This is a genomic window from Puia sp. P3, from assembly GCF_050632245.1.
Taxonomy (GTDB): Bacteria; Bacteroidota; Bacteroidia; order Chitinophagales; family Chitinophagaceae; genus Puia.
Window position 1 is genome coordinate 6,769,621 of sequence record NZ_CP192583.1, and the last position, 26,740, is coordinate 6,796,360.

The window sequence follows — 26,740 nt, forward strand, 5'->3', positions numbered from 1 at the left end:
ACGCCGTTATTTCTCGCCGGCCAGTTTGCCGACGGCCCAGTAAAGTGTGCAGGCCAGCATAAAGAGAAGACAGACGATAACGATGGAAAATTTGACCCGCGCCAGGTCGTAGGCGATGGTGACATCCCATTGCGAGATGGGTCCGCGGATGGTATGGGCGAGTGCGATGTTCTCGACCACGTCGCAGGTCGTGGCCACGAGGATCAGCCACGCAAAACCTCTTCCTCCTTTGATCATGATCTCATTGCCCGTGCAGGCCGAGATAAAACGGCAGCCCAGCGCAATGGCCAGGGTGTACAGGATCATGAAAACATAGGCGAAGCTGGTGCTTTTTACCACCTGCTCGTACTTCCCGGAAGTCTTCCAGTTGTCGATGATCAGCTGGGCCTTGCCGACTGTCTTGGCGATCTCGAACTGGACGAGCTCACCCGAATTCAGGGGAGCCAGAAAGCCCCTGACCCAGATCATATAGGCGATGGTAAGGAATAAGAAAAACCAAAAAAGCTGTCGAAGACGGCTGAATCGTGCAGGCCACGAAGGAGGCTCCATGTATAAAAGACGATTTGAGAGCCTAAGTTAAGGAAAACGTCGATACGACAAAAAAGCCGCCGGGGTCGGTCCGGCGGCTGGGTTGAGTTTTGTTAGCTGATCGCGTCGGGCCTGTTCTCCAGTACGGCCAGGACATCCAGCACCTGCTCGTTCCACCCGGCAACGAGATGTACCCCATCTTCCAGTAGCTCGAGCGGCCTGGCGCCATATCCCGCGAGGTCGAACAGATACAGTTTTGCGTTTGGCGCCATCTGGCTCCTGTACAGTCTCCACCAGTCCCCGAGGTTGGTACCTGCTGCCTGATTAAAGGTCCGGTTGTCCCAAAGACGGGTATCGGTAAAGATGAGCACTTTGTCGACAACCTGTTGTTTCCGCAGCAGGTCCTGAATGACGAGGTGCGCGTTGATGGCGTAGCCTGCCTCGCCTTCGCGCTGGCGAAGTTCGTCGGTTGCGGACAGGACCGGTCTGTTGGACAGCTCAAGGGGCTTCCAGGTATTGCCGACAAATCCGGTGATCACCTGGTCGCCGCGGCTTTTCCACAACATCGCCAGCAGAGGCGCGACGTCGAACCGCAGAACATCCGCCCCGGCACGGACCGGACGCTTCATGCTGTTACTAACGTCCATGGCTATGACAGATATTTCATTCCTGCCAAAATCCGACTGGCTCCAGGTGCTGTGGAGAACTGCCAGCTCCAGCGCTTCGGACAGCATACCGGCTCCGCCCTGGTCCTTCCGTTTCAGGCCGCGGTAGACTTCCAGCATCTTCAGCGGCGAATGTCCCGCCCTCGTCACGGCCGCGGTATTTCCGAGGTATTCAGCCGCCAGTTTGAGCACTTTCCCGCTGACACCCGTGCAGAGCATGGGCTGCAGGTTATCCAGCAGGGCCGTATATCCTATCCGGAAAGAGGAGATCCCTTCTTTCCATTTGTCGCGCAGGATCACCTGCCGCTGTTCGGGGCTATCGTAGTGCTGCTGGTGCAGGGCCTGCCACTCCTGCTCCCAGGTAGGCCTGAGCGCTACCTGATTGCGTTCTATCTTATTGAACAATGCCTTCTGGCTGCCGCTCGCTGCTTTGGGGCGGACGAGCAGCAGGGCCTGCCGGATGCCTTCCTGTATTTCCCTGCTGTACCGGCTGAAGGAATAGTCTTCCAGTTGGTTGAGTAGCCCCGACAGGGTCTTTCGGATAGCCTTTCCGGGTTTTTGCCCTCTGCTTGCGACTTGAAAATAATCCAGCCATGCGGGAACATCTTTTGCCTGACGAACGACTTCGCCTACCAGCGGAGCCGCCTTTTCGTCGTTGCCGGGCTGCGCCGCGAACTCGGCGGTCAGAAGGAAAGCCAGATGACCGATATTCTTTCGCTCCTTCAGATAAAGGGCGAGACTGGTCACAAACTCCAGGTCGTTGCTGCGGATGCCTTCGCGGACGGCGGCGAGGGCGTCGCCGGTCGGACCGGCGCTGGAAGACAGGGCTGCGGAGAGCAGGCTGGTGTACAATTCCCATTGAGCATCGGGCATTCCGGCCTTCGGCTCCATTCCCGGTCTTGTGTCCATTCCTTTTGGGTTCGCATCCATTCCCTTTACAAATGTGTAGTGGGCCCCGGCTGGTTGTCTTCTTTTCAGGCTAAAATTGAATTTCATGGCTACCTCCTTTCTGTTTTATAAAAAAACCCGGTCGTCGCCGACCGGGTCTCCTGTATAGTGCCTATTGCTAACACTATCATTCGATATAGCCCGGTCCCGGGCAATAGTTTGCCTTTTCACGCTGTATCAGCGTAATGTTAAATAGCTTTCTATGTCTGTGGTTCACGGTTTTCATACGAAAAAGCCCCGCGGTCGGCGGGGCTTTTATATGCTGGATCTCTTTTTTAAAGTTAAGCAGCAGTTTGCCCCGCGGATATACACACCTTAATCGGGTTATACCCGGAAAGAGTGGTCGTATGTGTATACTGTCGTAGCATATAATTGTGCTTTGGAACTCTACAAATTTAAAAATCTTTTTCACTTCTTCGCAATGAATTTGAAAAAAATCCGGAAGTTTTTTTTGCCGGCAGTTATAACGTGATGTCCGGCGGGGTTTGTCGTTCTATCGGCGGGGGGCGCAGCGAGGTGTGGCCGGGTTTTTCATGCGGCTGGGTTCAGTGGGTGTGGAGCTCGCGGGTGTGGGAAGGGTTTGCGGGGGGTGGCGGGGTCTGCGGGTGGTAACGGGGTCTGCGGGTCGGGACGGGCTCTGCGGGTCGCGGCGGGCTCGCCTCATCGGGTATGCGCGGTGGCCCGGTGGGCTCAGGCGCGGTTGGCCACCAGCTTTTGTATCTTGTTGTGAAGGTCCTCGGGCCGGAAGGGCTTCGGTACCACCTCCATGAATCCTTTTTTGATCAGGTCGATACGCATATCCTCATACACGGCCGCAGTGAAGGCGATGGCCGGGATGGCGGGCTGCATCTTCCGGATCTCCGCCAGCGCGGTGATCCCGTCCATCTCGGGCATTTCGAGGTCGATCAGCACCAGGTCGAAATTGCCGCGTCTGAACTTCTCCACCGCCTCGAGCCCGTTGACCGCCTCGTGCACTTCGATGCCCCATTTGGTCAGGAACTTCCGGGCCACGGACATATTGACAAAATTGTCTTCCGCCACGAGTACCCGCAGCCGCTCAAAAACGGGTAGTTGCTTGACCTTCTCGTCATTGATATAGAGCTTCGCGTTCTCGTTGATCTCCAGCTCGAGGTTAAAATGAAAGGTACTGCCTTTTCCTTCCTCACTTTGCAGCATCAGCTCGCCGGCAAAAAGACTTACCAGCCTTTTACTGATGGCAAGACCCAGACCCGTCCCCCCGTATTTGCGGGTAGTATCCGTATCCGCCTGTGTAAAGCTGTCGAAGACCTCCTGCTGCTTGTGCGCCGGGATCCCGATGCCCGTGTCCTGTACCATAAACTGTATAATGGACTTCTTGCTGCTCGACGATAGTTTTCTGGCGCCAAGGGTGATACCGCCTTTCTGGGTAAATTTAATGGCATTGGATAGCAGATTGCTCAGTACCTGGTTGAGCCTGGTCTCGTCGGTCAGGTACTCCACCTCGAGATTCTCGTCTATATCCACATTGAACAGAAGTCCCTTCGTATGGGCCTGCACGGAGAACTGGGTCTCGAGTTTTCTTAGAAAGGCCCGCATATTCACGGGTACGTTCTCGAGTTCGAACCTGCCGGACTCTATCTTGTTGAAGTCGAGGATCTCGTTAATGAGGGTCATCATATGCTCGGACGAGAACTTGAGGATCTCCAGGTGCGAGCGCTGGTCTTCCAGGTATTGCTCCTGCAGCAGGAGATGCGATGCCCCTATGATACCGTTCAGCGGCGTCCGGAGTTCGTGGCTCATGTTCGAGAGAAACCTCGATTTGGCCCTCGAGGCGGATTCCGCCTTTTGCTTGGCCTTCATCAGCTCGAACTGGGTCATCTTTATCTCTGATATATCGAGAATGCTGATCTTCCAGAAATGGCGGGAGTCCTCGAAGAACGGGACTACGTTGACAAAAGCGAAGATGGTATTGTCCTTTTTCGAGGTCAGGGACAGCTCGCCCTGCCAGCTGTTGATGCGTTCGTCGCCCGGACTGCCCTTGATTCCCCTGAACAGCTGAATATGTTCCTTGGTAAATAGGCTTTCCATCGGGGAGCCGACGATCTGCCGCTTGTCGTCTATTTCCAGTAATTCGAGTGCCCTGTTGTTACAGTCGGTGATAGCCAGCCGTTCCGCGTCCAGTATGAACACGCCGTCCAGTGAGGTATTGAAGATCGTATCGACAAACTGTTTTTCCTTGAGGATCGCCTCTTCGTTGTTGCGGTTGATGCGTACGATCGCGTAGGAAAAGAAGGTGGTCAGGATCAGGGCGATGAGCAGGTTACTTTCGTATAGCCTTCCGAACATATTCACGATATGCACCTGGTAGTGGTTCTCCTGGGGGCAGACATAGTAACAAAAGAGAAGGGATACCATCGTGACCAGATAGGCAAACCCGAGTTCGATAAAATTCTTCCGGAAGCTGATGATAAAGGTCATAATCAGGAAGTACGGAAAGAAGAAGAGGTACTCTCCTGCTTTGAGGCCTTCCATATAGTTCATGATCACCAGGTACAGGTTAAGGTTCACGATGGACACCAGCCTGGCGATCAGGTATTTTCTTCTGAGGTTGAGATGATAGGCGATGATAAAGACGTATGCTGCCGACAGATTGATCAGCGCACTGATATATAGACCAAAACAGAAATAGGAGATGACGCAGACGAAGTGAGCGATGAGGATGAGGAGGATGAACTGGTTGAACCGGATCGTCTTTTTCCTTTTCGCTGGGGCATAGTCTTCCCGGAGGCCGGAATAGACGATGTCCTCATAGAAGGATTGAATAAGTACGAATGGGTTGCTCACAGGATTCGAATAAGGGTTTTTTTACCACCCTATACGTGAACGTTCGAAGGCAATAAATTATTATGGCCCCCGTTGTATATCCCATTCGACCGCATAACCCAGTCTATGTCCGATAAGACATTCGTCTTTAGCGAAGCCGTCAACGGCAAATACATAATCGAGTTATATGCAGGCGATTATGTAATGATCGAAGAGACATTTACCGATGTCCTGCTCGAATACGACTCATTTGTCCAAAAAATAAATACCAGTTTCCATGAGGGAGACCCCAGGGTTCTAAAAAGTGCGATCCATAAGATGAAACCCTTATTTGGCTTTGTGGGGCTGACCGAGATCCAGGCCCGGTGTGTGAAGTTCGAGAATGCCTGTCAGGACGCCCCGTCCTGTTCGGCTCTGGCCGCGGAATACGGCCCGCTGTTCGAGCAACTGGTCCATGCCAGGGCTATTATCCAGGAGGAACAGGCGAGATTGGTTAAGTTTAATCAGAATCCATAGCGTATGGCCAGTCGCGTGAACCGGACTTCCTCAGGCGTGGTCCCCGCGTGAACCGTCGAACGCGCCTACCCCACATCTCTCAGTGTATTTCCCAGTGCCTCCAGTCCTTCCCGCAGCTGCAGTTTCGCCGGCCATCCAAAACCGATCCGCATATAGTGCCGGGGCATCTCAAACCAATGTCCCGGACCCACATAGGTGCCATACTTCTCCAGCAGTATCCGGTAGAATTGATCCATATCCAATCCGTCCGCGCGTTTGATCCGGGGAAAACAAACGCATCCGCCTCCCGGCTCCACCCATTCGAAGTCGTTCTGGTGGTCCATCCAGTCCTTTACGATCGCGAACTTCTCCGCGATGTCTCCCCTGATGAGTCGATAGTGCTCCGCCTTGTGCATCCAGTAGCGATAAGCCAGCTCTTCGTCCAGTACGGGGCCACAAATATGGATCTGTTCCTTGGCGGCGAGGAAATGTTCCATCAGCTGCTCGTCCCTGCAGACGATCCAGCCGGTCCGCAAGCCCGGCAATCCATAGGTTTTGGACAGCGAAGAGACGCTGATCACGAGCGGTGAGGCCGCCGCCGCCGGGGGCGGCAGTTCCCCGAATACCATGTCCCTGTAGGTTTCGTCGACCAGGAGGCGAACACCACGGCTCTCTGCAAGCCTCACCAGCGCTCCGAGTTGGGCTTCGTTCAGACAGACACCGGTCGGATTGTGCGGATAGGTTACCGAAATATACTTCGTGCGCGGTCCGATGGCGGCGCCTGGTTTTTCCAGGTCCAGCGCGAATCCGTCTTCGAACCGGAGATCGATATAGCGGGCTTTCGCGCCGATGGCGCGTGGCGTCTCGATATTCGTGGCGTAGTTGGGGCGGACAACGACGATCTCGTCGTCCTTGTCCGAGGAGGGTTGTGGCAATGATAAACAGCGCGCCCGCCGCACCGATGGTCAGCAGGACGTCCTCAGGGCGGAGTATGTTTGGGGGTGTGATAGTCCCGGGTCTGATGGTTCCCTGGGTATTGTCCTGCGTCCGGGCGGCTCCCGCGGAGTCCTGCGCGATCAGGCGTCTCAGCCCCTCGTGGCCTGCGTGTGACCCATAGCAGAGTACCAGATCACGGAGATCCGCCGGCAGCGGTATGTCGCGGAAAAAGGCATCGGTATACGAACTCTCGGAAAGATTGTTACGGATATTTCCGTAACCCAGCTGCTCCGGCGACTCAATTTCGATTGGCATCCGACGGTAAAGCATATGAAAAGTTTTTAAAAGAACATTGGTTCACAGCCGTCTCACGCTGGAATAGATCTTACTGATGATCTCGACAGTTTTGAGGCCCTCCAACCCGCTGGCGTTGGCTCCTTCCGGCAGGCCGGCCGCGAGGTGGTCCCCGCTTGTCCCCGACATATCCGTGTCCCCGCGGATCCCCGACTCGCCAGTGTCCGCGCGACCGCTATCATCGCCGCCTTGTCCGCCCCCGCTGCCGGCCACTGGGGTGACCGCCCACGGCTTCCACGACGCGCGCATATACTTTATCGTGGTTGGACATGGACCCCTGATAAAAGCCATAGTTGTTGGCGGGGTTTCCCGGCGGAAGATCGCCGATCTGATATCCTTCGATATCCTGGTACTCCAGCTCATTCAGATACTGGCCGCCGATCTTTACCGTTCCTTTTTCGCCAAACAGTGTCAGCGAGCCTTCCATATTCCTGCCATGACTGTTGACGGTATAGTTGATGGTGCCGATGGCTCCGTTGTAAAACCGGACGGTGACCACACCGGTGTCTTCGATGGCTATATCCGGGTGCGCGAAATTTGCGGCGTAGCCTTGCGCTTCCTTTATATCCCCGACGATCCAGTAGAGCAAATCGATAAAATGGCTGAACTGGGTGAACAGCGTCCCTCCGTCCAGCGCCAGGGAACCTTTCCACGAATTCGCGTAATAGCCGGCATCCCTGTTCCAGAAGCAGCTGAGCTCCACACTGTATATTTTGCCCAGACGTCCCTCGTCGATCAGCCTCTTGACCGCGGCCACCGGCGGATTGAACCTGTTCTGCTTTACGATGAACAATTGCCGGCCGGCCTTTTCCGCGGCATCGATCATATTCCTGCAGTCTTCGACGGTCAGCGCCATGGGTTTTTCGCAGAGTACGTGAAAACCCTTGTTGAGCGCTTTTATGGAATGCCCGGCGTGCAGACCGTTGGGTGTGCAAACCGCCACCACATCCGCCTGCCCGGCACCCTCCAGCAGATCGTCTACGGAAGTATAATAGTCGGCCCCATATTTCGCCGCAAGCTGCCGCGCCCTTTCCTCTACGACGTCACAGACGGCAACCAGCCGGCCCAGCCTGTGTATGTGTTCCGCATGTCGCGCGGCAATGCGTCCGCAGCCAATGATACAGAATTTCAGCATGTCGCAGAAGGTTATACGACCAAAGCTACGCTAAAACAAACTTATCTGCTGCCCCGGCCTCCTGAACTGCGAACAATCCAGCTCCCACCGCTCGGCATTGAGACCATACTTCTGCGTATACCTTTTATATTGCTGCGCGACGAGCTCGGCGATATTCCCTTCGCCGCGCATTCTCACGCCCCAGCGGCTGTCGTTGACCTTGCCGTTGTGGCTCGCCTCGATCAGGTGCCATACCTTGTCGGCCCTGTCCGGAAAGGTCTTGTACAACCAGTCGTGGAAGATCAGCTTGATCGCGCCGTTGAGCCGGATAAAGGTATAAGCTGAAAAGGTGGCGCCGTTCTCGGAAGCCGCCTTCATGATACGCTGCATTTCGTGCTCATTCAGGCCGGGGATCATCGGCCCGAGCATGACTCCGGTGCGGACTCCTGCCTCGCTGAGCTCCTTCATCGTCCTCAGCCGCTGTTTCGCCGTGGTCGTACGGGGTTCCATCAGTCTTCGCAACTCTTCGTCAAACGATGTCGTCGATACCAGTACGGAAACCAGCCTCTTTTTTGCCATTTCGGTCAGTATATCCTTGTCCCGGAGGATACCGGCGTTCTTGGTGATGATCCCTACCGGCTGGTTGAATTCCGCGCAAACTTCGAGCAGCCGGCGGGTAATGCCGAATTTCTTTTCGGCGGGCTGATAGCAGTCCGTATTCCCGCTGAGCGAGATGGGAAGACATTCCCATTTGGGGTTCATCAGGAATTTGCGCAGCAGGTCGGGCGCGTTCTTCTTGACGATGATCTTGCGTTCGAAATCGAGGCCGGCGCTGTAGCCCCAGTACTCGTGTACGTTACGGGCATAGCAGTAGGTACAGCCGTGCTCGCAGCCCTGGTAAGGATTCATGCTGTAAAACATACCCACGTCGGGGCTGTCTACCTTATTGACGATGCCTTTTGCGGTCTCCTCCAGGTACTGTGTCTCTACATTGGGCTCGATCCAGTCGTCTATCCCTTCCACGTGTTCTTTGACGGTCTCGTTCTTCAGGAACCGGTTTTTGGGATTGAACTGGGCGCCCCTCCCCTTTAAGTATTGTATAGGTGAAGGCTCGCGGTCATCCAGACCCCGTCCTTCCGCTGGTTGTTCTGTCATAATGATTCGATTGATTTAACCAAACAGCTCGCCCTGCCGCGTGTTGACAGGCAGATTCTGAAAGGCCATCCTCTCGACGATCTGCCAGGCCCTGTCACCCTGACGACGACGCAGCAGCAGCATCGCATCCGCCACAAACCTGCCGGTAAAACTTTTATTGCTGTATTCCAGCCAGCCCTTCTCATACTGCCAGGGTAATAGTTTTCTCGCGATCGGCACGTGCGACTCCTCGATAAAATGGGGCTTGTGCTCCTTGTCCAGCTTCATCAGCCGCTGCACGTCCCTGACCTCATTGAGCAGCGCCCTTATGGGCAGCTTGCTGATCACGTTGATAAAAATGCTGTGGGAAGGGTAGCTGCCATAGTCTTTCAGCTCTACCATGAAGGGGCTAAAACCCATGGCGATGGTGCGCAGCCGTTGTACGATGCGCTCTTCCATCAGATCGAGTTGTGTAAACCGGACTAGTCCGATATGCGGTTTGCCTCCGATAGCCGATGGCGCCTGATAGATCTCATAAAACTCCTTCTTCACCCGCTGGATCCTATTGCAAAGCTCCTCTCGGGGATTGAGGACCAGCAGGTATTCGTTGGTAGCGAGTTGCTTTTTATAGCTCTCGTTCAGGACAGCAGCAACGGGTCTTACAGCCTGTTTCATGTTCTCTTGTTTAAAAAGTGATAGTGGTTGGTTCAAAGGGGTCGGGTTACATCGTCTCAGGCAGCAGCCGGAAAATATTTACCGTCTTGCAGGCGTCGAAAGCATGTCCTCTTTTCAACAGCACCAGCTGCTCAACATGAAAGCTCTCGTGAAAATCCCTCCGGGAATACTCCGGCATGGCGCGGTGGTACACCTGCTCCGTCAGACCGCCGGCGATGCTGAGATAAGGGTGGCTGATCAGATTGACGAGAGGGCAGCCCGAAGACCGGATATAGTCTTCGATCGTCCTCAGCTGCTGCACCAGTCCGAAAAAGGGTTCGTGATCCTGGACCCGGAGATAGATGGTATGGGGCGGGAATCCGCTATAATTATTAAGGGTGATGTCAAACGTCCGGTACTGGTTGCAGATACGCTGTATCCACCGGATAAGGGTGTCCTCCATGATCTCGCCGGCCTGGAAAGCGGCAACGGTAATATGCGGCCGGTTACGGCCTCCGGCCGGAAGGCCAAACTCGGATGCCAGCTGCAGCTGTTCACGCAACAGCTTGTCTTCCAATTCTCCATGAGGATAGATGACCAGCAGGTACTCCGCCCGCCGGCCTGGTTCTCTGACGGGGCCGAGGCCTCCGGAGATCGAAGAGATAGGTACATAATTCGTTTGTCTGACTAACCCGGTTTTCATAAAATAATTTTAAATGACCAATAATTTAGCATAAATTTACTAAAGAAATTAGTACAAAAAATATTTTTTTCCCGCGGCGGGTAAAACGGGAAAGCACTACACCAGGAAAATCATCGCATATGGAACTCGAACAATTTTACGGGATCAACTATAAGGGCACCAAACGATTTACGCAGTGGGACGTGCCTACTGCCAACGCGACCGGATTTGGAGCTGCGGCGGACGACTATATGGAGCGGGGCATCGACCTCAACGAACAGCTGGTCCGGAACAAACCGGCGACTTTCTTCATGCGGGTCAGCGGGGACGCCATGACGGGGGCGGGCATCTTCAGCGGCGATGTTGTCATTGTGGACCGTTCGGTAAAGGCCGTCAGCGGCAAAGTGGTGATCGCTTCACTTAACGGAGAACTGCTGATCCGCCGGCTGGAGAAGACATTCAACAAGATCCGCCTGGTGCCGGAAACACCGCGCCTCTCACCTATCGACGTCGACGTCTCCGGCGCTGAGTTCTCTATCTGGGGCGTAGTGACATATGTAATACATAGTTTATGAAGGCGATCGTCGATTGCAATAGCTTTTACTGCAGCTGCGAGCGGCTATTCCGGCCCGATCTCCGCGACAAGCCCGTAGTGGTGCTCAGCAACAACGACGGCTGCATCATCAGCCGCAGCGACGAAGCCCAGCGGCTTGGTGTCGGCATGGCAGTTCCCTATTTTCAGGCCCGTCCCATCATCGAAAGACACAATATCGCCGTCTTTTCGTCCAACTATCACCTTTACGGAGACCTGAGCTGGAGGGTCATGCAAACCCTTCGGACCCTGATGGGAGACAACGGCAAGGTAGAGGTCTATTCCGTCGACGAAGCTTTCCTCGACCTCGACGAGAGTTCACCCGAGCGGCTGCAGGAGCTGGCGAAGGAGATCAGGACAACCGTGGAAACCTGGACGGGCATCTCCGTTTCTATCGGTATAGCCCCTACGAAAACGCTGGCCAAAATGGCCAACCGAATAGCGAAGAAAGACAAACAGTCTTCCGGCTGTATAACGGTGCTCGCGACGGAGCCTGCCGTCGATGCCGCCCTTCGGCAGACAAGGGTAGATAGTCTTTGGGGCGTCGGCAGGGCCTATGCCGCCAAACTGCTCAACCGGGGGATCACCAGCGCGTGGGAGCTGAGCAATATGTCCGAAGAGTGGGCCCACACCAATATGGGAGGCGTCGTGGGTGTCCGGCTGATCCGCGAACTGAATGGGCAGCCCGCCATCGAAATGGAAGAAGAGCTGGTCCAAAAAGATGATCGCGACGACCAGGATGTTCGGCCGTCCCGTTACCACCGTCGGCGATCTGAAAGAGGCCGTTGCTACCTATATATCCCGGGCCGCCGAGAAGCTAAGGCGGCAACAGAGTGCTGCTGGGGTCGTCAGCGTTTTTATCGTACCGAAAGAACAGGACTACATGACCGGGTTCCGGCATGGTCCCAATATCGGCAGTCATACCTCGCTGGCCAAACCGACCTCGCTGACCCACGAGCTGATCAAACCCGCGGTCGAGCTGGTCGAACAGCTCTACGAAAACGGCCGGACCTATAAAAAGGCCGGAGTGATGCTTAGCGGCCTCGTCCCCGACGACTCCATTCAGGGCAACCTTTTTGTCCCCCAGGTGGAGAACCAACACCGGTTTCTGATGAATACCATCGACAATATCAATTTTGCCATGCGCGACGACAGCATGAAATTCGGGTCGGCGGGACTGACAAAAGACTGGAAGATGAGACAGGAGCTGCGCTCCGGGCGGCACAGTACGAGGTGGGAGGAGCTGGCCGCGGTGAAATAAAAAAATTTCAATATTTTTAAAATATCGGGGTCCCTCATCCGTCTTCCTGATAGTTGGATGACCTTTTGACCATATCACCGGGCATGTCTTCTTCCGGCAGGAAAAATATCAGCACCGTCATCAGCCGCTTTAGCAAGCGACTAATGGGTTTTATTCGCCCAAGGGTAACCAGTGAAGCGGATGCGGAAGACATTCTGCAGGACGTATGGTACCAGTTGACGACAACGGTCGATACCGGGCCGATCGAACAGATCAGCGGCTGGCTTTTTGCCGTGGCCCGGAACAAGATCATCGACCGCCACCGCAAAAAGAAACCGGAGTCCCTGGACAATGACGAAATAGATTTCGCAGCCATCTTTCTCGACGAAAGCAGCAATCCGGAGACGGCCAACCTCCGCGGCCTTTTTTGGAAGGCTCTTCAGGAGGCGCTCGACGAATTGCCGGAAGAACAACGATCCGTATTCGTGTGGCACGAACTGGATGGTCTTTCGTTCAAGGAGATAGCAGAGATTACCGGAGAGAACGTCAACACGCTGATATCGCGAAAACGGTACGCCGTCGTGCATCTTCGGGAGAGATTGCTCGATCTGTACCGCGAAATTGTCGGTGGCTGAGGGCCGGGGTGCCGGGAAGTTGCGCGTGGCTGCGCAATGCGGGATCGTGGAAAATTGAAAGCCGCGTAAGGGCGGTAACCCAATAAAATGAACAATAAAAATTATAGTATATGAAAGGTTTTTGGATACGCAGAGTGGCAGGATTTATCTGCATGGCCATCGTCGGCGTCTTCGTTTTTGGCAGCATCGTGATGCTGCTGTGGAATGCCCTCATGCCGGAATTATTCCACCTGCCCATCATTAGTTTTTGGCAGGCGCTCGGTCTGCTGATCCTTACAAAAATATTATTCAGCGGCTTCCGCGGCGGCGGCCCCTCTGGTCGATGGAAAGACAAGATGAAACAAAAATGGATGAACATGACTCCGGAAGAAAGGGAAAAGTTTAAACAGGAATGGGGACGCCGCTGCAGGCCGCCGTTCGGGCCCGAGGACCCCCGGGCAGCCATTCCCGCCGGAGACGGAGCGGGGTAAGGAGGGCAGCGTATGAGCGGTTCCCGCCAGTTCCTACACTGGGCGCTGCAGGTGCTGGACGTACAGCCCTATCAGCACCTGCTGGAGATCGGCTATGGCGCGGGACATCTGACGGAAGAAGTAGCGCGGACCCTGCGCATAGGGTTCGTCGCCGGCATCGAGTCTTCGATCGCGTCGCACCAGCGGGCCTATCGCCGCAACCGCCGCTATATCGGTCAGCAACTTCTGCAGCTGCATATCGGAGAGACCAGCGAGCTCTCCTATCCCTCTCACTATTTTCATACGATATACGGCAACAATATCCATCTCTCCTGGAAAGATATCTATTCCGAACTACTCCGCCTTACCGGCCTGCTGAGGCATAGAGGCCGCCTTGTTCTATTGATTGAAGCAACCCGTGACCATCCCGACATCAGGACATCAGCCGCGCGGCTGAGAGACGCCTGCCTCCGTGCCGGCCTTGAAGAGGTCCACACCGAACAACATCGGACAATGCCCGACAGCCATATGGCGCTGATCGCCCACAAGACCCTATAAGTTAACGGGATAGAATGGCCATTCCCTTTATATAATCTTTAACAATCGCGTTTTAAATCTTTCTTCCCTTTTCATATCTCATATATACAAGGATGTACACCAGCAAAAAAGAACATCCGCTAACTTAAAATCTACAGATATGAAAAAGGTATTTATTCTTTCCGCCGTCATAGCCGCCAGCCTCATCGCTACAAAAAGCTACTCACAGGTCTATGTCAACGCGCACGTCGGCTTCCGTGTCCCCGGCGCGAGAGTATATGTTTCTTCCGGACCCGCTTATGTCGCACCAGCCCCGGTGATCTATCAGCAGCCCGCTCCCGTGTATCAGGAACCAGCCCCTGTCTATCAGGACGAGTATGCACCCGCTCCCGACCAGTGTGATCCCGTTGTATACGAATCACAGTACCCCGGGTATGTTTACTACAACTACCCCGCATGGCAGGGCCACTATCGTGACCGTTGGTACTACTCGCACTATCGCCCATATTTCGAAAGAGAGCACTACGCTTACTTCAACCACGGTCGCTTTGACCACGCAAGGTTTGAACGCGACAGTCATTGGCGTGGCGATTATGGTGGACGTGGACATGCATGGGGCCGCAGGTGGTAAGAATGAATTTAAACTATATGGAAGAGGACCGAAATGGTCCTCTTTTTTTGCCCTGGGGTGGGTGGGTGCCCCCGGTGCGTGGGGTTTGGGCTCGCGGGCCGCTCGTTAATGAACTGTTAACGGCAAAAACCGGTTAAATTTTCCTGTTCACCGACGGTCTATGATTAAAATCGAATTAAAAACTTAAAAATTTCTATTATGAGGACCCAACTATTCGTACTAACCGCCGCGGCACTGACGATCAGCACGCTCGCCAGCGCACAGCACATCGCCCACGTCCGGCACGATATCCATCACGACCGCCGCGATATCCACCACGACAAAAAGGATATCGCCCACGACAAGCAGGATATAAAGCAGGAAAAGAAAGATATCGCCGGCGACAACAAGGACATCGCCGGTGACAAGAAGGACATCGCCGGCGACCGGAAAGATATCAACGCCGATAAGAAGGACCTGTCGGGCGATCGCCACGACGCAGTCGCAGACAGGAAAGACCTGAGGGCCGACAATTCCGATATCCGCCAGGACAAAAAAGATATCGGCGCAGACCGCAAGGAAAGAAACGAAGACATCAAAAATCACGACTATACCGACGCAAAACAGGAACAGAAGGATATCAACCAGGACAAGAAAGACCTGTCCGCCGATCGCACCGATCGCAACAAAGACGCCGCCGATCTCCGCAGCGACAGAAAAGATATAACGGCCGATAAAAAGACCTCTCTGAAGACCGTCATGACCTGTCAGCCGACAAAAAGACCTCAACAGTGACCGCAAAGACAAGCTGTCCGACAAGAAAGATCTCTCCCACGACCGAAAAGATCTCTCTCACGACAAGAAGGACCTCCATCATGACCGTAAAGACCTGCAGCACGACAAGAAAGACCTCCAGAGCAGCACTCCTGCCAGTACCTCTACCACCGGCAGCAACTAACCATCTACTATAATCAGATAGCCGATAGCAAAAAAGGGAGGACGCACGCCCTGGTCCTCCCTTTTCAAGTAATCTTTTGCCATGAAAAAAATATCCCGCAGTCCCGTTTACTGGTTTTGACGATAATTTCATTGCTCCCGGCAGCAGCAAGCGCCCAGTCCGACAGTACGACCGTGCGGAAGACCGCCGACAGCACCAGACGCCACAGCTATTTCGAGATCGGCGTCAATTACCAGAGCGACAACGTCTACCTCGGCCGCAGGGACAGCGTCGCCCTGCCCCTATATCATCCCAGCAGTCACCTATACGCATCGTTCGGGACTCTATCTGACTGCTTCTGCCGCATGGCTCGACAACACGGAAGCCAACCGCATCGACCTCATTACCCTGGACCTCGGATATTCCCTGAAAAAAGGACGCTATACCGGAGACTACTGGTTCTCGAAATATTTTTATAACAGTGACGCAACGAGCGTAACGTCCGGCATCCCCGCCTCGCTCAATATCTCCAACGGCTATAACCTGGGCTTTCTGAAACCAACTCTCGACCTGACCCTGGACCTCGCCACGCACACCGACTTCCAGACCGCCCTTGGGCTCGAGCACAAATTCACCGCCTTTGACGACGGACTCGATATCACGCCCCGTATCGTCGCCAATGCCAGTACCCTCAATTTCTACGACAACTATTACCGGAACCGACGGTTCAGCAGGAAAAAGGGAAAGACGACGATCACCGGCACCGAAAAAATAACGGGCACCGTTACCAACGCCTCCGCTTTCAGGATCATGGACTATGAGGCAAGCCTTCCGCTGAGTTATTCTCTGGGCAGCGTCCTGTTAAGTTTCACGCCGACCTGGGCCATACCGGTCAACCCCGCTGCTATCCAGATAACAAGGACATACTCTTCCCCATCGATCCCCGGCACGACGAAACTCCAGACGGAACAGATATCCAGTAGCTTTTTCTTCACCGCGGGACTTTCCTGGCAGTTTTAAAACAGACCGCCCCCGCACGCAAAAGCGGCGAGGGCGGCAAATAGTTTCGGCCTCTGGCTAACAACGCTAGTCCCGGTCATCAGAGCGGCTTCCCTTCACGAAGGCCGCGCGGCTTGGCGCGGGCAGAAGCGCACCGCTGCCCTTTATTCCCTTCCAGAGTATCAGGTTGAACAGGTTGTCCGGGATCCGGTCTTCCTTTGCAAAGTCAAGGCCCGCAGACTTCTTTGCCCACTCGTTCCACGCCACATTCTTTTGGGTGAGGTCCACATTGGAAGGCAGCGAAATATAGGGCGTCATATCCGCTGTCGACGCAAATGCATTCCACATCGGCGTCGCGGCCGCATCGTACTGGGACATCGGTTTCATCCCGAGAATGAGCTCCATGGTGCGCAGTACCGATGTGGTGGAATACATCGTATGGTCTACAAAATGACGTTTGACCATACCGCCCGCCACGTATACCGGGCTGCGGTGCGCGTCCACGTGATCCGGTCCGTTCTGCGCATCGTCCTCGAGTACAAAGACCACGGATTCCTTCCATACCGGGCTTTTGCTCAGGTATTCGATAAACTCGCCGACGGCCAGGTCGTTATCGGCGACGTGTGCGAATGGCGTCAGCCTGCCTTTCTTCAGGCCTTCCGTATGGTCGTTTCCGAGCCGCACGGTGTTCAGCGCCGGCAGGGCTCCGGCTGCCACCAGCGAATCGAAGTCTCTCTTCCACTGGGTGACGCGCGCCGTATCGTAAAATCCGAGGTCCCAGCCCTTGTAGTAGGGGCAAAAATGTCCCTGCAGCACGGGTATATTGGGCTTTTCGTCGTCGGCAAACTCACCATAGGTACGGAAGCTCACGCCCTCGCGCTGCGCGTGGTCCCAGATAAAGCCGCCCTTGTTGTTGGCGATCGCCCGGTGTCCTTCCCCGTCATAGCTGCCACCTCTTCCGCCATAGCTGGTGACCCAGTTCTTCTCCAGGTAGTCGTTCGCATAGCCAGCCATGCTCCAGGTATGGCCATCCATGCTCACTTCCGCGTCGACGTAGAAGTTGTCGAACAGAACGAACTCCCGCGCTATCGCGTGCTGGTTCGGCGTAATATGCTCTCCGAACAGGACAAGACTGGTGTCGCCATTGCCTTCCTTCATATCCCCGAGTACCTGATCATAGGTCCTGTTCTCTTTGATAATATAAAATACGTGTTTGATCGGCGACGCGTCTCCGACCTTCATCGGTATCGGATTGCCCGCCTCTCCTTTTGCCTGCAGCTCGCCGTTCTTGGTATAGGGCGTGTTCTGATAGACCAGCGCCGAATAGTCTCCCAGCACCTTGTCGTCAGGTTCGGGGAAGATACTCATCGTGCCTTTGAATAGCCCGGCGATGTACTGAACCGGCTGAACCTTTCGCAGATCGCCCTGCTGATAGTTCACTTCCTGACGACGCCCCATCGGATTGGGGCCGAGCGGATTGGCCATAGAAGAAAAGCCCTTGCCGTTGGCGACCCAGACCTTACCACCGATGACCTTTACAGCGGTAGGATACCAGCCCACCGGGATAAATCCCTTCGAAGAGCCGGAGCCGGGATTGCTGACGTCAAATACCGCCAGACAGTTGTTGTCCGCGTTCGCCACATACAGGGTCTTGCTATCGGCGCTCAGCGCCAGTGCGTTGGTCGTAGATCCCGGAGGCGCGTCAGGGTACAGGGCCGCGTTCAGTGTTTCCACCACTTTTTGTTTCGGACGTCGATGACGGAGACGCTGTTGTCGTTGGCATTGGCCACATACATCCAGCGATCGTTGCCGGACAGACAGATATCGTTGGGATTATCCCCTACCGGGATCTCGCCCGAGAAACTGCGCGACTCCGTATTAAAGATCACCAGCTTGTCACAGCCCCAGCAGGTGATGTACAGCTCTTTTTGTCGCGCGACAACAGGCAGGTATAGCCTTCGCCTCCGAGTTCAAGGCGCTGGACCACCGACACTGGAGACCAGATCCACGATATAGAGGGAGTTGTTGTCTTTGGTCACGACATACAGCAGATGACGCTTGTCGTCGATCTCAAGGCCGGCGGGGGAGATCTTCTCCGGCCATCTTTTGCCCAGCACTATGCTGTCTGCCAGCACGAGGCCGCGATGTCCCTGAGAGGGCTGGCCGTTGACCGCGTATTTGAGGATCATGTTGTCGTTGCCTCCGGATGCATACAGGAACTTGTCGTCTGCGCTGAACTTCAGGCCCAGCCAGGACTTTGCAATGACCACGCTGTCGAGTAAGGACTCGTTCGCCACGTCGATGAGCTGCAGCGTCTGGGTGCTCTGGCCGTTATTGGTGACGGCGGCCCAGCGGCGCGAAGATGAGACGGCGATGTTCAGGGGAGGTCACCAAGCCGAAGACCATGACCGACCGGGGTCAGCGTCCATCCATTTGGTAACTGAACTTTTTTTGGAGAAGGGCTTCTTTCGTTTCCTGTGCATGAACGGTAGCAACCGTGCATCCTGCCGCCAGGAGAAATAAAAATAATCTGTTCATAAGCGTTAAAATTATTTATCCTGCCGCGCATGATCGTCCCCGCGTGAAAATTTAATGCATATATAATGTAGTCCCGGTTTCAGGGAAAAAGCGCTGCGGCCTTTTCGGCTGACTCCGGCCTGCCCACGTCGATAAGTCTGGACTGGCTGTGGTCGAAACCGCGGATCACGTGCCGGGAAGCCAGATCGAGGTACATATCTATCGTGGAAAACTTACCCGTTCGTGTTATAAGGGGGAAAATGGCGGGATCGATAATGTGAATGCCGCTGAAAGCCTTCTGAATGCTTCCTCCCTCGCGGCTAAGCCGCTCTTCGCCGGTGGTCACGTTCCGCCATCCGCAGAGTTCATCCCGCTGGTCAAATAAAAAATACCGGGAAGTGGTCCTGTTCGTCACCGCAAGCGTCGCCAGCGGATGGTGGTGGAAATGGTAGGCGATCATCGCACCAAGATCCATATCCGTCAGAATATCCACGTTCATCAGTACGAATGGGCCGTCGTCCATCAGGAGACTGGCCTTCAACAGCCCTCCGCCGGTCTCCAATACCATATCCGTCTCATCGCTGATGGTAAACCGGCTTCCCCAGCCCCGGTTCGATGTCAGGGCCTCGATGATCTGTCCGGCGTAGTGGTGGACATTGATGACGACGTCGTCGATACCATAGCTTTGGAGATATTCGACATTTCGCTGCAGCAGGCTTTTTCCGTTGACTGGCGCCAGCGCCTTGGGGTGCTGGTCTGTCCAGGGTTTGAAACGGGTACCCAGTCCGGCGGCAAGGATCATGGCTTTCTTAACAACCGTTTTGCTCATCAGAGAACGATATTTTGAAGTATTTCGCTTTTCCCGGTGTAATCGGTATTGTAGTGCAGTCCACGGCTTTCCTTGCGGAATGATGCTTCCTTCACGATCAGGTATCCGACGGTTATCAGGTTGCGCACCTCGCACAACTGAGGTGACACCGCCGTCGTCTCATACAGCGACTCTATCTCTTCGTGCAGCAGGTCCAGCCGTTTGCTCGCCCTCTGCAGACGGGTATTGGTCCGGACGATGCCGACATAGTCGCTCATCAATAGCTGCAGTTCCTTGAGACTCTGGGTGATAAGGATCATCTCCTGCGGCTCCATCGTGCCTTCCGCGTTCCATTCCGGTACTCCGTCCTTAAATTTGAGCTCCCCGACGGCCTTTATGCTGTCGAGGTAGCAGCGGTGGGAGAAGACCAGCGCCTCCAGCAGGGAATTGCTCGCCAGCCGGTTGGCGCCGTGCAGACCTGTAGAGGAACACTCGCCGCAAGCATACAGATTCCTGATAGACGTATGCCCCCATTCGTCGACCTTGATGCCGCCGCAGCTGTAGTGCGCGGCCGGCGCCACGGGTATCATATTCGCCGCTACGTCGATGCCGATGGACTTACACTTCTGGTAGATATTCGGGAAATGTTCGACGAACTTCACCTGATCCATATGCCTGCAGTCGAGAAAGACGTGCTCGGTACCCGCTTTCTTCATTTCGCTGTCGATGGCACGGGCTACGATATCGCGCGGGGCGAGGTCCTTGCGGGGATCGTATTTCTCCATAAATGCCTCCCCCTTGTCGTTGCGGAGTATGCCTCCGTCGCCCCGAACCGCTTCCGTGATCAGGAAGGAGGGGCTCACCCCGGGCTCGTACAGCGCCGTCGGATGAAACTGGATGAATTCCATATTCTCGATACGGCCTTTGGCCCGATAGACCATCGCCACGCCATCGCCGGTAGCGATCTTCGGATTGGTCGTCGTACGATAGGCCTGTCCGTTACCACCGGTGGCGAGCAGGGTGATCTTCGAAATTATGGTTACGATCTTATTGGTCTGGTGGTCCAGCGCATAAACCCCATAGCATTCGATATCGGGGGTCGACTTCGTGACGAGATAGCCGAGGTGGTGCTGGGTGATCAGGTCGAGGACAAACCAGTGCTTGACGACCTCGATATTCTTCTGCTTCCCTACCGTATCGAGCAGGGCCCGCTCGATCTCCTTGCCGGTGACGTCCTTGTGGTGGAGGATACGGAACTCGGAATGCCCGCCTTCCTTACCCAGCTTGTAGTCGCCGTCGGGGTCCTTGTCGAATCGGGTCCCCCATTCGATGATCTCCTGAATGCGCTCGGGGCCTTCCCTGACGACTATCTCTACCGTATGCGGATTGCATAGTCCGTCCCCCGCGATCAGGGTATCCTGTATATGCTTGTCATAGCTGTCGTGTTCGAAGTCTGTCACGCCGGCGATACCGCCCTGCGCGTATTTTGTATTGGTCTCGTCTGCCCTCGACTTGGTGATGACGAGTACCTTTTTGTCCGGGTGGCGCTGTGCAACCTTCAGCGCATAGCTGAGACCGGCAATGCCGGAGCCAATGACCAGGAAGTCTGTTTTAATCATAGCAACGGCAAATTTAACACAGGAAACGGATTTGAAGGGTAATAAAATTTTATACCTTTCGGGCAATACCATTCATCCATGAGACCCTTAATCCCCCTTTTCCTCCCACCCATCGTCCTGCTGGCCTGTCATTCGGCGCCGGCGCCCGTCGCGGGACTTACGTCAGCCTCTATGTATACCTTCGATTCCGTCAGGATCGCCGCCGTCGCGGGTGACGACAGAGATCAGGCCCTTGCCGAACTGGCCGGTATAGGTGCCCATTGTCTTTTGTGAAAGGGAGTCGGAAACGCCCGCAGGCAGGGCAGCGGCTGAAGAAGCCGGCCGCTCGTGACAGGCCCAGAATAAAAAAACCAGGAAAGAACTCCCTTCGGGTGGCCGCAGCGTTATTAGTATTCTATTTTATAGTTGAATTGTTTGGGATCCTTGAACACGTCGATGAGGTTGAATTTCATCGTGACGGTCTTCTTGTCGTCGGAGAGTTTGGCAAGCGGGTTGTCAACGTTTTTTACGGGGCGGGGCAGCACGATCATGGTCGTATAGTTGACTTCCATACCCATGTCCGCCGCCTGTTTGACCTGCGCCATCTGCGGATCGTTGGTCAGCGCTTTCCATTTTTCTTCGTTGACCTTTTTTGCCATCAGGCCGTCTTTGGCGGTAAAATCATAAATGCCGTTGAACTGGTCCATGCCTCCGGGGGTTGAGCCCTGGTCGCCGCCCAGTCCTCCGAACAGCTTGGCGTTGCCCAGGGTACCATCGCTCATCGCGCCATAGAGTTTCTGGAGATTGTCCTGGCTCGTGTAGGGGAACTGCATATGCGTCGTAAAGACCTTGGCGTCCATATCCATTTTAATATGGATCTGCCCCGGCCGAAGCAGCGCCTTCTTCTCCGCGCTGAGCGAGGAAACGGTATCGACAATATCTTTCATGTATACCGTCGTATCCATTTTTTGCATTCCCTTCTTGGCCATGTCTTCCTTGCTCATATAGTTTTGGAGCATTTCGAGCATCTGGCTCATGTCCATGTCCATGACCAGCTGACCGCTGCCGTCCTTTTTCACTTCAACATTCTCATTGATATCGAGACAGCCGGCAAAGCCAAATACGATAAGTACCGGCAGGATAAATTTCAGGAGCTTTTTCATTGATAGTCTTTTTTATTATGCGCCGGGAAATCCGGCGTGGCTGATAGCCTTTGGGGGGCAAATTACCGTTTTACTCGACAGAAACTTTATAACGTACAGTAAAAATTTGTGAATGGCCGGGGGCCGAGGATGAGCAGTCCCATTTTATTGTTAAAACAGTCCGGTGCAGCGCTGAGGTTCTCTATGGCAATGCTCTCACGAGTCGGAGGCGTGTAGATCTGCAGATAGGGATAGCTGGGGTCCGGGTAAAAGGAAACCCGCATTCCGGTTTCGGGATTGAAGATCTCGCAGGCCGCGCTGACGACCTCGGGCTTAACCGTAAAACAGTTGTCGAGAAAACTATCTCCTACCGGTTTGGGTGATTCGTATTCGCTGTATGGGGTCAGATGACCTGTCGGAATCAGGCGGTCATCGAAGTCGACGATCGCAGTAGAATGAAACTGCAACAGCCAGTCATTAACCTTTCCACCCAGCCTGAAATAGGGATGCCAGCCGTCGGCCATGGGAATGGCCTTCCCTCCGAGATTGGTCACGGTCGTCGACACTTCGAGTACGCTGTCTGCAAAGAGCATATATCTTATCTGGCAGCGGTAGTCGAAAGGATAGCCGTTGTCGTCCTTCCGGTAGACGTATTCCATTGAAACGATGCCCGTGGAGTCGTCGGCCTCCTCTTCCTTTACCACGAACGGTTTATTGTACAGCAACCCGTGTATTGCGTTGCCGTCTCCGAACAGTTGTTCGAAGCGATAGTCCTTGTTTTCGAATTCATATTTTCCGTAGGGGATCCTGCAGGGGAAGGGAGAAAGCTTGGGGCCTTTGAAGGATTTGTTCAGTTCGCTCTTCAGCTGGGCGAGGCTTTGGTAGCCGTCGATGACGTTGAATTTTTCGCCGTTCTTTTGGTTGACGGAAAAGCGGTGGAGGGTTGCCCCAAAATCCGGGATCAGGGCCACTTCGGTGCCATTGCTTTCATCTTTTATCACAACCAGCCGAAGCTCCTGTTCCGTGGTCTGCCGGATCGAGAATTTCATATGCGGATATATATTTTGTGCAAAATATCGAATATGTAGCGGAATCGCGCAGAAGAATGGACGTGAACCGCGCGGTTCACGGAACAGGGGATGGTTCACGGAAAGGGAATGGTTCACGGGTGGGGAAAGGTTCACGGAACGGATGATGGTTCACGGGTGGGAATGGTTCACGGGTGGGGGGTTTGTTCACGGGTGGGGTTGGTTCACAGGTGGCGAATGGTTCACGGAACGGGGCGGGTGACAGTATGTCAGTAGGCGGTATGGTGAGCCGCTAATTTTTCGGAAAGTTCGCGTATGTGTTCTTTCAGCGTTTCCGGCTGTTCCACGACGATCGCGTCGGTGTACATCAGCAGCCAGCGGGCAAAATAAACGAAGGAAGACGTGAGGAATTTCATCCGGAGACAGGTGCCCAGATCTTCTTCGGAGACAAAACCATTCAGGTATTTCTGCTCCACCAGATATTTTGCCGTATCCTTTCTTACGCAGACGATCGCCTCCTGCAGGTCTGAGCTTGCCCTTATCTGTCCGATGTATTGCTGTATCGAAGGGTGGGCGCCGGGGTCGAATGTGTTTTCGTCCAGTGTCACGCCCATCATCCGGCTCAACCGGAAATCGCGGTAGTCTTCGCGCAGCCGGCACCAGCCAATGAGATGCCAGGCCGACCCATAGTGCAGCAGCCCGATGGGTTCGACGGCCCTGCGCGTGACCTCTTCCTTCATATTCGACCGGTACTGCATGTGGACGATATTCTTGTGGACGACCGCCTGCTGCAGCTGCGAGAGGTATTGCTGGGGGGACTCCCTGTCGGGGTTACTGCGGGTCAGGATCTCGATGTGTTCGGTAAGAGAGTCGACGTATTCTTTGTCCGGCGAACGGAGGACCGCTTTTATCTTGAACAGCGCCGCGTTGAAGTGCCGCCTGACGGAGCCGTCCGTGAACTGTTCCGCCAGCTTGGCTCCAAGCAGCAGCGCGCTGGCCTCTTCCTGGGTAAACATGACGGGCGGAAGACGGTATCCTTCCATGATCGTATAGCCGGACCCCGCTTCGCCGATGACGGGCACGCCGGATTCGTCCAGGGCTTTTACGTCCCGGTATACCGTTCGCAGGCTGATATTGAAGCGGTCGGCCATCTCCTGCGCCGTCACCTTCTTCTTGCTCTGCAAATGGGTGAGGATGGCATGAAGTCTGTCAATGCGGTTCACCGGTAAAATTTTATTGAATTATATGTTCTCCTTCCGGCTAGTCGGCCTGCACCAGGGGGCTGGCGACCGGATCGATCCAGGCCCCGCTATCCTTCAGCAGAAGGATCAGTTCTTCCACCGCAATAGCGCTATCGACCCCTCTCTTTACGACTTCCTTTCCCCTGTAGAGGGTGATCTTCCCCGGACCGCTACCCACGTAGCCGAAGTCCGCGTCGGCCATCTCGCCGGGGCCGTTGACGATACAACCCATGATGGCGATCTTCACTCCCTTGAGGTGATGGGTCACGGCCCGAATTTTTGCAGTAGTCTCCTGCAGATCGAAAAGTGTTCTGCCGCAGGATGGACAGGAAATATATTCCGTCCGCGAGATTCGGGTACGGGTTGCCTGAAGGATCGAGAAAGACGTATTGTTGAGGAATTGATGATTGTTCTTTGTCTCCAGATAGGTGCGGCCGCTGACCCTGGTGTTGACGATCTTTTTCGGGTCGTTCATCAGCCATACTCCGTCACCCATGCCGTCGAGCAGCAGTGCCCCGGCTTCGGTCGAGAAATGGATCAGCTGTTCGTCGATGCTCGCGTCCTTGCTCTCAACCGCAAGGATAATGGGACAGCGCACGTCCCTTACGAACAGCTCCATGACCAGTCGCCGGACAGAAAGCATGGCGATGGGGTGCGTGGTGTATATACAGAGTACGATGGTCGCGTCGTCTTTGAGCGATTCGGCCAGGTCGGCCGATTCGTCGTCGGCGGCGTCCAGCGCGATAAAATTCAGCGTGTCCGAGCGCTCGCCGGCCCGGTCGTACTCTGTCCCCTGGTACAGGGGGATATATTTTTCCTGGTCGTCCAGTTCGAGCCATGCCGAATGGTCGCATACCGGCCTGAGCGTACCCGGCAGATCGAAGCCGATCGCTTTTTTGCCCGTGTAGATGAAGTCGGCGGCGGCGTCACCGATATTCCATTTGTCGCTGCCCGCGTCATAGCTGTAGCCGATGGCCCTGAGGTCGCCCCTTTCGATATGCCCAGCCTGCATGAAGTCGGCCATGACGACCGGTACGTGCTGGCCGCCGATGCCCGGAAGGGTCCGTGAAACGCGACGCCGGTATTCAAAGGGAGAATAGGGTATGTGCCCGATCGGGGGGATCTCCGCGGTGGGTGCCCCGATGGGGTGAACCGCCGAATTTTTCGGTCCGCCGTTCGCGTGAGGCGTCAGACTTCCGGCGTCATCCCGCCGGGTGTATCTTTTCACCAGGTCCTTACACACCGGTATCTCGAACTCGGGGTCCTCTGTCAGGGAAACGCGGATGGTATCCCCGATGCCGTCTTCCAGCAGCGTGCCGATGCCGATAGCGGACTTGATGCGACCGTCCTCTCCGTCACCCGCTTCCGTGACGCCGAGGTGCAGCGGGTAACAAATCCCAAACTCGTCCTCCATCTGACGGATCAGCAGACGGTAGGCCTGTACCATCACCTGCGGATTGCTGGACTTCATGCTGAGCACTATATTGTGATAGCTCTCGTCCCCTGGCTACCCGAAGGAATTCCATCGCGCTCTCCACCATGCCTATCGGCGTGTCGCCGTAGCGGCTCATGATGCGGTCGCTCAGCGAGCCGTGGTTCGTACCGATGCGCATGGCGGTTCCGTATTCCTTACAGATCTTCACCAGCGGCGTAAAGCGCTGACGGATGCGGTCGATCTCCTCGTTGTATTCCGCGTCGGTATATTCGATCAGCTCGAATTTCTTTTTGTCGACATAGTTTCCGGGATTGACCCTCACCTTCTCCACGATACGGGCCGCGATCTCGGCGGCGTTCGGCGTGAAGTGAATATCGGCCACCAGCGGGGTTTTGTATCCCCTGCGGTGAAGCTCGTTCTTTATATTCAGCAGGTTCTCGGCCTCTTTCTTACTCGGCGCGGTGATGCGCACGAGCTCGGCGCCAGCCTCGATACAACGGATGGACTGTTCCACCGTGGCAATGGTATCCATGGTATCCGTAGTGGTCATCGTCTGCACCCTGATGGGGTGGCCGGCGCCCAAATACAAGTCTCCGATCTTTACTTCGAGGGTCTTTAGCACTGGAGTACTTCGTCAGGGAATTACAATACAGCTGCATA

The 26,740-nt window shown here is 54.9% G+C and carries 31 protein-coding genes and 2 pseudogenes; 14 read left to right on the forward strand and 19 right to left on the reverse strand.

The genetic code is table 11. The annotated features are described in order from the left end of the window. Positions 1–6 precede the first annotated feature (6 nt). The 3 genes from ACQ86N_RS42745 to ACQ86N_RS42755 all read right to left on the reverse strand — a co-directional run bounded on the left by ACQ86N_RS42745 (position 7) and on the right by ACQ86N_RS42755 (position 4,964). Positions 7–468: a hypothetical protein gene (locus ACQ86N_RS42745; RefSeq protein WP_431212370.1), complete on the reverse strand. Its 462-nt coding sequence runs from the start codon at positions 466–468 to the stop codon at positions 7–9. 173 nt (positions 469–641) lie between these two features. Continuing rightward, positions 642–2,189, reverse strand: a complete 1,548-nt coding sequence (locus ACQ86N_RS42750) for a hypothetical protein (protein WP_431212371.1) — start codon at positions 2,187–2,189, stop codon at positions 642–644. Positions 2,190–2,831: 642 nt separating this feature from the next. Continuing rightward, entirely contained in the window at positions 2,832–4,964 is a 2,133-nt protein-coding gene (locus ACQ86N_RS42755) for an ATP-binding protein (protein WP_431212372.1), read from the reverse strand. 105 nt (positions 4,965–5,069) lie between these two features. On the opposite strand from ACQ86N_RS42755, the gene ACQ86N_RS42760 reads away from it, so the two are divergent. Further along, positions 5,070–5,459, forward strand: coding sequence for an Hpt domain-containing protein (locus tag ACQ86N_RS42760; RefSeq protein ID WP_431212373.1), 390 nt, complete (start codon positions 5,070–5,072; stop codon positions 5,457–5,459). Between the two features lie 65 nt (positions 5,460–5,524). On the opposite strand, the gene ACQ86N_RS42765 is transcribed toward ACQ86N_RS42760, so the two are convergent. From ACQ86N_RS42765 to ACQ86N_RS42790, 6 genes are all read right to left on the reverse strand, one after another. Continuing rightward, a complete protein-coding gene (locus ACQ86N_RS42765) occupies positions 5,525–6,373 on the reverse strand; it encodes a pyridoxal phosphate-dependent aminotransferase (protein ID WP_431212374.1) in 849 nt (282 codons plus the stop codon). Between the two features lie 358 nt (positions 6,374–6,731). After that, positions 6,732–6,857 (reverse strand): hypothetical protein, encoded by a 126-nt coding sequence (locus tag ACQ86N_RS42770; protein WP_431212375.1) that lies wholly within the window; start codon positions 6,855–6,857, stop codon positions 6,732–6,734. A gap of 49 nt (positions 6,858–6,906) precedes the next feature. Beyond that, entirely contained in the window at positions 6,907–7,863 is a 957-nt protein-coding gene (locus tag ACQ86N_RS42775; RefSeq protein ID WP_431212376.1) for a Gfo/Idh/MocA family protein, read from the reverse strand. A gap of 30 nt (positions 7,864–7,893) precedes the next feature. Beyond that, a complete protein-coding gene (locus ACQ86N_RS42780; RefSeq protein WP_431212377.1) occupies positions 7,894–8,997 on the reverse strand; it encodes a PA0069 family radical SAM protein in 1,104 nt (367 codons plus the stop codon). A gap of 15 nt (positions 8,998–9,012) precedes the next feature. Next, entirely contained in the window at positions 9,013–9,651 is a 639-nt protein-coding gene (locus ACQ86N_RS42785; protein ID WP_431212378.1) for a 2'-5' RNA ligase family protein, read from the reverse strand. 46 nt (positions 9,652–9,697) lie between these two features. Next, entirely contained in the window at positions 9,698–10,333 is a 636-nt protein-coding gene (locus ACQ86N_RS42790; RefSeq protein ID WP_431212379.1) for a 2'-5' RNA ligase family protein, read from the reverse strand. 119 nt (positions 10,334–10,452) lie between these two features. Here ACQ86N_RS42790 and ACQ86N_RS42795 point away from each other — a divergent pair, with 119 nt between their 5' ends. The 12 genes and pseudogenes from ACQ86N_RS42795 to ACQ86N_RS42850 all read left to right on the forward strand — a co-directional run bounded on the left by ACQ86N_RS42795 (position 10,453) and on the right by ACQ86N_RS42850 (position 16,332). Further along, complete coding sequence (locus ACQ86N_RS42795; RefSeq protein WP_431212380.1) at positions 10,453–10,887, forward strand: LexA family protein; 435 nt, start codon at positions 10,453–10,455, stop codon at positions 10,885–10,887. Then, positions 10,884–11,327 (forward strand): annotated as a pseudogene (locus ACQ86N_RS42800) (SOS mutagenesis and repair protein UmuC); the annotation flags it as partial. The gene ACQ86N_RS42795 and the pseudogene ACQ86N_RS42800, both read left to right, overlap by 4 nt. A gap of 316 nt (positions 11,328–11,643) precedes the next feature. Further along, a pseudogene (locus tag ACQ86N_RS42805) lies at positions 11,644–11,919 on the forward strand (hypothetical protein); the annotation flags it as partial. A gap of 15 nt (positions 11,920–11,934) precedes the next feature. After that, positions 11,935–12,165 (forward strand): DUF4113 domain-containing protein, encoded by a 231-nt coding sequence (locus ACQ86N_RS42810; RefSeq protein WP_431217828.1) that lies wholly within the window; start codon positions 11,935–11,937, stop codon positions 12,163–12,165. Between the two features lie 83 nt (positions 12,166–12,248). Beyond that, positions 12,249–12,779 carry an RNA polymerase sigma factor gene (locus tag ACQ86N_RS42815; protein WP_431212381.1) on the forward strand — a complete coding sequence of 177 codons (531 nt, stop codon included), beginning with the start codon at positions 12,249–12,251 and terminating at the stop codon, positions 12,777–12,779. Between the two features lie 110 nt (positions 12,780–12,889). Then, the gene (locus ACQ86N_RS42820; RefSeq protein ID WP_431212382.1) at positions 12,890–13,249 is read left to right on the forward strand and encodes a hypothetical protein; all 360 of its coding nucleotides are present in this window, start codon (positions 12,890–12,892) and stop codon (positions 13,247–13,249) included. Positions 13,250–13,261: 12 nt separating this feature from the next. After that, a complete protein-coding gene (locus tag ACQ86N_RS42825; RefSeq protein WP_431212383.1) occupies positions 13,262–13,786 on the forward strand; it encodes a class I SAM-dependent methyltransferase in 525 nt (174 codons plus the stop codon). Positions 13,787–13,925: 139 nt separating this feature from the next. Beyond that, on the forward strand, positions 13,926–14,396 hold the full coding sequence (locus ACQ86N_RS42830; RefSeq protein WP_431212384.1) for a hypothetical protein: 471 nt from the start codon (positions 13,926–13,928) through the stop codon (positions 14,394–14,396). Between the two features lie 198 nt (positions 14,397–14,594). After that, positions 14,595–15,170 carry a hypothetical protein gene (locus tag ACQ86N_RS42835; protein ID WP_431212385.1) on the forward strand — a complete coding sequence of 192 codons (576 nt, stop codon included), beginning with the start codon at positions 14,595–14,597 and terminating at the stop codon, positions 15,168–15,170. Next, entirely contained in the window at positions 15,167–15,346 is a 180-nt protein-coding gene (locus tag ACQ86N_RS42840; RefSeq protein WP_431212386.1) for a hypothetical protein, read from the forward strand. Before ACQ86N_RS42835 ends, ACQ86N_RS42840 begins: the two co-directional genes overlap by 4 nt. Positions 15,347–15,464: 118 nt before the next feature. Beyond that, entirely contained in the window at positions 15,465–15,791 is a 327-nt protein-coding gene (locus ACQ86N_RS42845) for a hypothetical protein (RefSeq protein WP_431212387.1), read from the forward strand. A gap of 331 nt (positions 15,792–16,122) precedes the next feature. Further along, a complete protein-coding gene (locus ACQ86N_RS42850) occupies positions 16,123–16,332 on the forward strand; it encodes a hypothetical protein (protein ID WP_431212388.1) in 210 nt (69 codons plus the stop codon). A gap of 66 nt (positions 16,333–16,398) precedes the next feature. Here the strand turns inward: ACQ86N_RS42850 and ACQ86N_RS42855 are convergent, their stop codons facing one another. The 5 genes from ACQ86N_RS42855 to nadB form a co-directional block, all read right to left on the reverse strand. Further along, entirely contained in the window at positions 16,399–18,045 is a 1,647-nt protein-coding gene (locus tag ACQ86N_RS42855; RefSeq protein ID WP_431212389.1) for a bifunctional YncE family protein/alkaline phosphatase family protein, read from the reverse strand. After that, a complete protein-coding gene (locus tag ACQ86N_RS42860; RefSeq protein WP_431212390.1) occupies positions 18,033–18,200 on the reverse strand; it encodes a hypothetical protein in 168 nt (55 codons plus the stop codon). Before ACQ86N_RS42860 ends, ACQ86N_RS42855 begins: the two co-directional genes overlap by 13 nt. Positions 18,201–18,281: 81 nt before the next feature. Then, the gene (locus tag ACQ86N_RS42865) at positions 18,282–18,608 is read right to left on the reverse strand and encodes a hypothetical protein (RefSeq protein ID WP_431212391.1); all 327 of its coding nucleotides are present in this window, start codon (positions 18,606–18,608) and stop codon (positions 18,282–18,284) included. Between the two features lie 320 nt (positions 18,609–18,928). After that, positions 18,929–19,657, reverse strand: coding sequence for a sugar phosphate nucleotidyltransferase (locus tag ACQ86N_RS42870; protein ID WP_431212392.1), 729 nt, complete (start codon positions 19,655–19,657; stop codon positions 18,929–18,931). Continuing rightward, positions 19,657–21,255 (reverse strand): L-aspartate oxidase, encoded by a 1,599-nt coding sequence (gene nadB / locus ACQ86N_RS42875; RefSeq protein ID WP_431212393.1) that lies wholly within the window; start codon positions 21,253–21,255, stop codon positions 19,657–19,659. The genes ACQ86N_RS42870 and nadB overlap by 1 nt, the downstream gene beginning before the upstream one ends. Before the next feature lie 78 nt (positions 21,256–21,333). Between nadB and ACQ86N_RS42880 the strand changes: the two genes are divergently transcribed. Then, on the forward strand, positions 21,334–21,528 hold the full coding sequence (locus ACQ86N_RS42880; protein ID WP_431212394.1) for a hypothetical protein: 195 nt from the start codon (positions 21,334–21,336) through the stop codon (positions 21,526–21,528). A gap of 113 nt (positions 21,529–21,641) precedes the next feature. On the opposite strand, the gene ACQ86N_RS42885 is transcribed toward ACQ86N_RS42880, so the two are convergent. From ACQ86N_RS42885 to ACQ86N_RS42905, 5 genes are all read right to left on the reverse strand, one after another. Then, positions 21,642–22,397 (reverse strand): hypothetical protein, encoded by a 756-nt coding sequence (locus ACQ86N_RS42885; RefSeq protein ID WP_431212395.1) that lies wholly within the window; start codon positions 22,395–22,397, stop codon positions 21,642–21,644. Between the two features lie 86 nt (positions 22,398–22,483). Then, positions 22,484–23,425, reverse strand: a complete 942-nt coding sequence (locus ACQ86N_RS42890; RefSeq protein WP_431212396.1) for an aldose 1-epimerase — start codon at positions 23,423–23,425, stop codon at positions 22,484–22,486. A gap of 248 nt (positions 23,426–23,673) precedes the next feature. Next, a complete protein-coding gene (locus ACQ86N_RS42895; protein WP_431212397.1) occupies positions 23,674–24,627 on the reverse strand; it encodes a helix-turn-helix transcriptional regulator in 954 nt (317 codons plus the stop codon). Between the two features lie 37 nt (positions 24,628–24,664). Beyond that, complete coding sequence (locus ACQ86N_RS42900) at positions 24,665–26,116, reverse strand: flavodoxin-dependent (E)-4-hydroxy-3-methylbut-2-enyl-diphosphate synthase (protein WP_431212398.1); 1,452 nt, start codon at positions 26,114–26,116, stop codon at positions 24,665–24,667. Next, positions 26,001–26,702: a flavodoxin-dependent (E)-4-hydroxy-3-methylbut-2-enyl-diphosphate synthase gene (locus ACQ86N_RS42905; protein ID WP_431212399.1), complete on the reverse strand. Its 702-nt coding sequence runs from the start codon at positions 26,700–26,702 to the stop codon at positions 26,001–26,003. Before ACQ86N_RS42905 ends, ACQ86N_RS42900 begins: the two co-directional genes overlap by 116 nt. Positions 26,703–26,740: the final 38 nt, after the last annotated feature.

Bases quoted from the DNA above. Each gene is read 5' to 3' on its own strand.
- ACQ86N_RS42760 (WP_431212373.1), top strand. From the start codon at position 5,070: ATGTCCGATAAGACATTCGTCTTTAGCGAAGCCGTCAACGGCAAATAC.
- ACQ86N_RS42770 (WP_431212375.1), bottom strand. From the start codon at position 6,857: ATGTCGGGGACAAGCGGGGACCACCTCGCGGCCGGCCTGCCGGAAGGA.
- ACQ86N_RS42890 (WP_431212396.1), bottom strand. From the start codon at position 23,425: ATGAAATTCTCGATCCGGCAGACCACGGAACAGGAGCTTCGGCTGGTT.
- ACQ86N_RS42885 (WP_431212395.1), bottom strand. From the start codon at position 22,397: ATGAAAAAGCTCCTGAAATTTATCCTGCCGGTACTTATCGTATTTGGC.
- ACQ86N_RS42900 (WP_431212398.1), bottom strand. From the start codon at position 26,116: ATGAAGTCCAGCAATCCGCAGGTGATGGTACAGGCCTACCGTCTGCTG.
- ACQ86N_RS42880 (WP_431212394.1), top strand. From the start codon at position 21,334: ATGAGACCCTTAATCCCCCTTTTCCTCCCACCCATCGTCCTGCTGGCC.
- ACQ86N_RS42795 (WP_431212380.1), top strand. From the start codon at position 10,453: ATGGAACTCGAACAATTTTACGGGATCAACTATAAGGGCACCAAACGA.
- ACQ86N_RS42810 (WP_431217828.1), top strand. From the start codon at position 11,935: ATGCTTAGCGGCCTCGTCCCCGACGACTCCATTCAGGGCAACCTTTTT.
- nadB (WP_431212393.1), bottom strand. From the start codon at position 21,255: ATGATTAAAACAGACTTCCTGGTCATTGGCTCCGGCATTGCCGGTCTC.
- ACQ86N_RS42850 (WP_431212388.1), top strand. From the start codon at position 16,123: ATGGACTATGAGGCAAGCCTTCCGCTGAGTTATTCTCTGGGCAGCGTC.
- ACQ86N_RS42835 (WP_431212385.1), top strand. From the start codon at position 14,595: ATGAGGACCCAACTATTCGTACTAACCGCCGCGGCACTGACGATCAGC.
- ACQ86N_RS42815 (WP_431212381.1), top strand. From the start codon at position 12,249: ATGTCTTCTTCCGGCAGGAAAAATATCAGCACCGTCATCAGCCGCTTT.
- ACQ86N_RS42745 (WP_431212370.1), bottom strand. From the start codon at position 468: ATGATCTGGGTCAGGGGCTTTCTGGCTCCCCTGAATTCGGGTGAGCTC.
- ACQ86N_RS42825 (WP_431212383.1), top strand. From the start codon at position 13,262: ATGAGCGGTTCCCGCCAGTTCCTACACTGGGCGCTGCAGGTGCTGGAC.
- ACQ86N_RS42870 (WP_431212392.1), bottom strand. From the start codon at position 19,657: ATGAGCAAAACGGTTGTTAAGAAAGCCATGATCCTTGCCGCCGGACTG.
- ACQ86N_RS42830 (WP_431212384.1), top strand. From the start codon at position 13,926: ATGAAAAAGGTATTTATTCTTTCCGCCGTCATAGCCGCCAGCCTCATC.
- ACQ86N_RS42780 (WP_431212377.1), bottom strand. From the start codon at position 8,997: ATGACAGAACAACCAGCGGAAGGACGGGGTCTGGATGACCGCGAGCCT.
- ACQ86N_RS42750 (WP_431212371.1), bottom strand. From the start codon at position 2,189: ATGAAATTCAATTTTAGCCTGAAAAGAAGACAACCAGCCGGGGCCCAC.
- ACQ86N_RS42775 (WP_431212376.1), bottom strand. From the start codon at position 7,863: ATGCTGAAATTCTGTATCATTGGCTGCGGACGCATTGCCGCGCGACAT.
- ACQ86N_RS42790 (WP_431212379.1), bottom strand. From the start codon at position 10,333: ATGAAAACCGGGTTAGTCAGACAAACGAATTATGTACCTATCTCTTCG.
- ACQ86N_RS42820 (WP_431212382.1), top strand. From the start codon at position 12,890: ATGAAAGGTTTTTGGATACGCAGAGTGGCAGGATTTATCTGCATGGCC.
- ACQ86N_RS42785 (WP_431212378.1), bottom strand. From the start codon at position 9,651: ATGAAACAGGCTGTAAGACCCGTTGCTGCTGTCCTGAACGAGAGCTAT.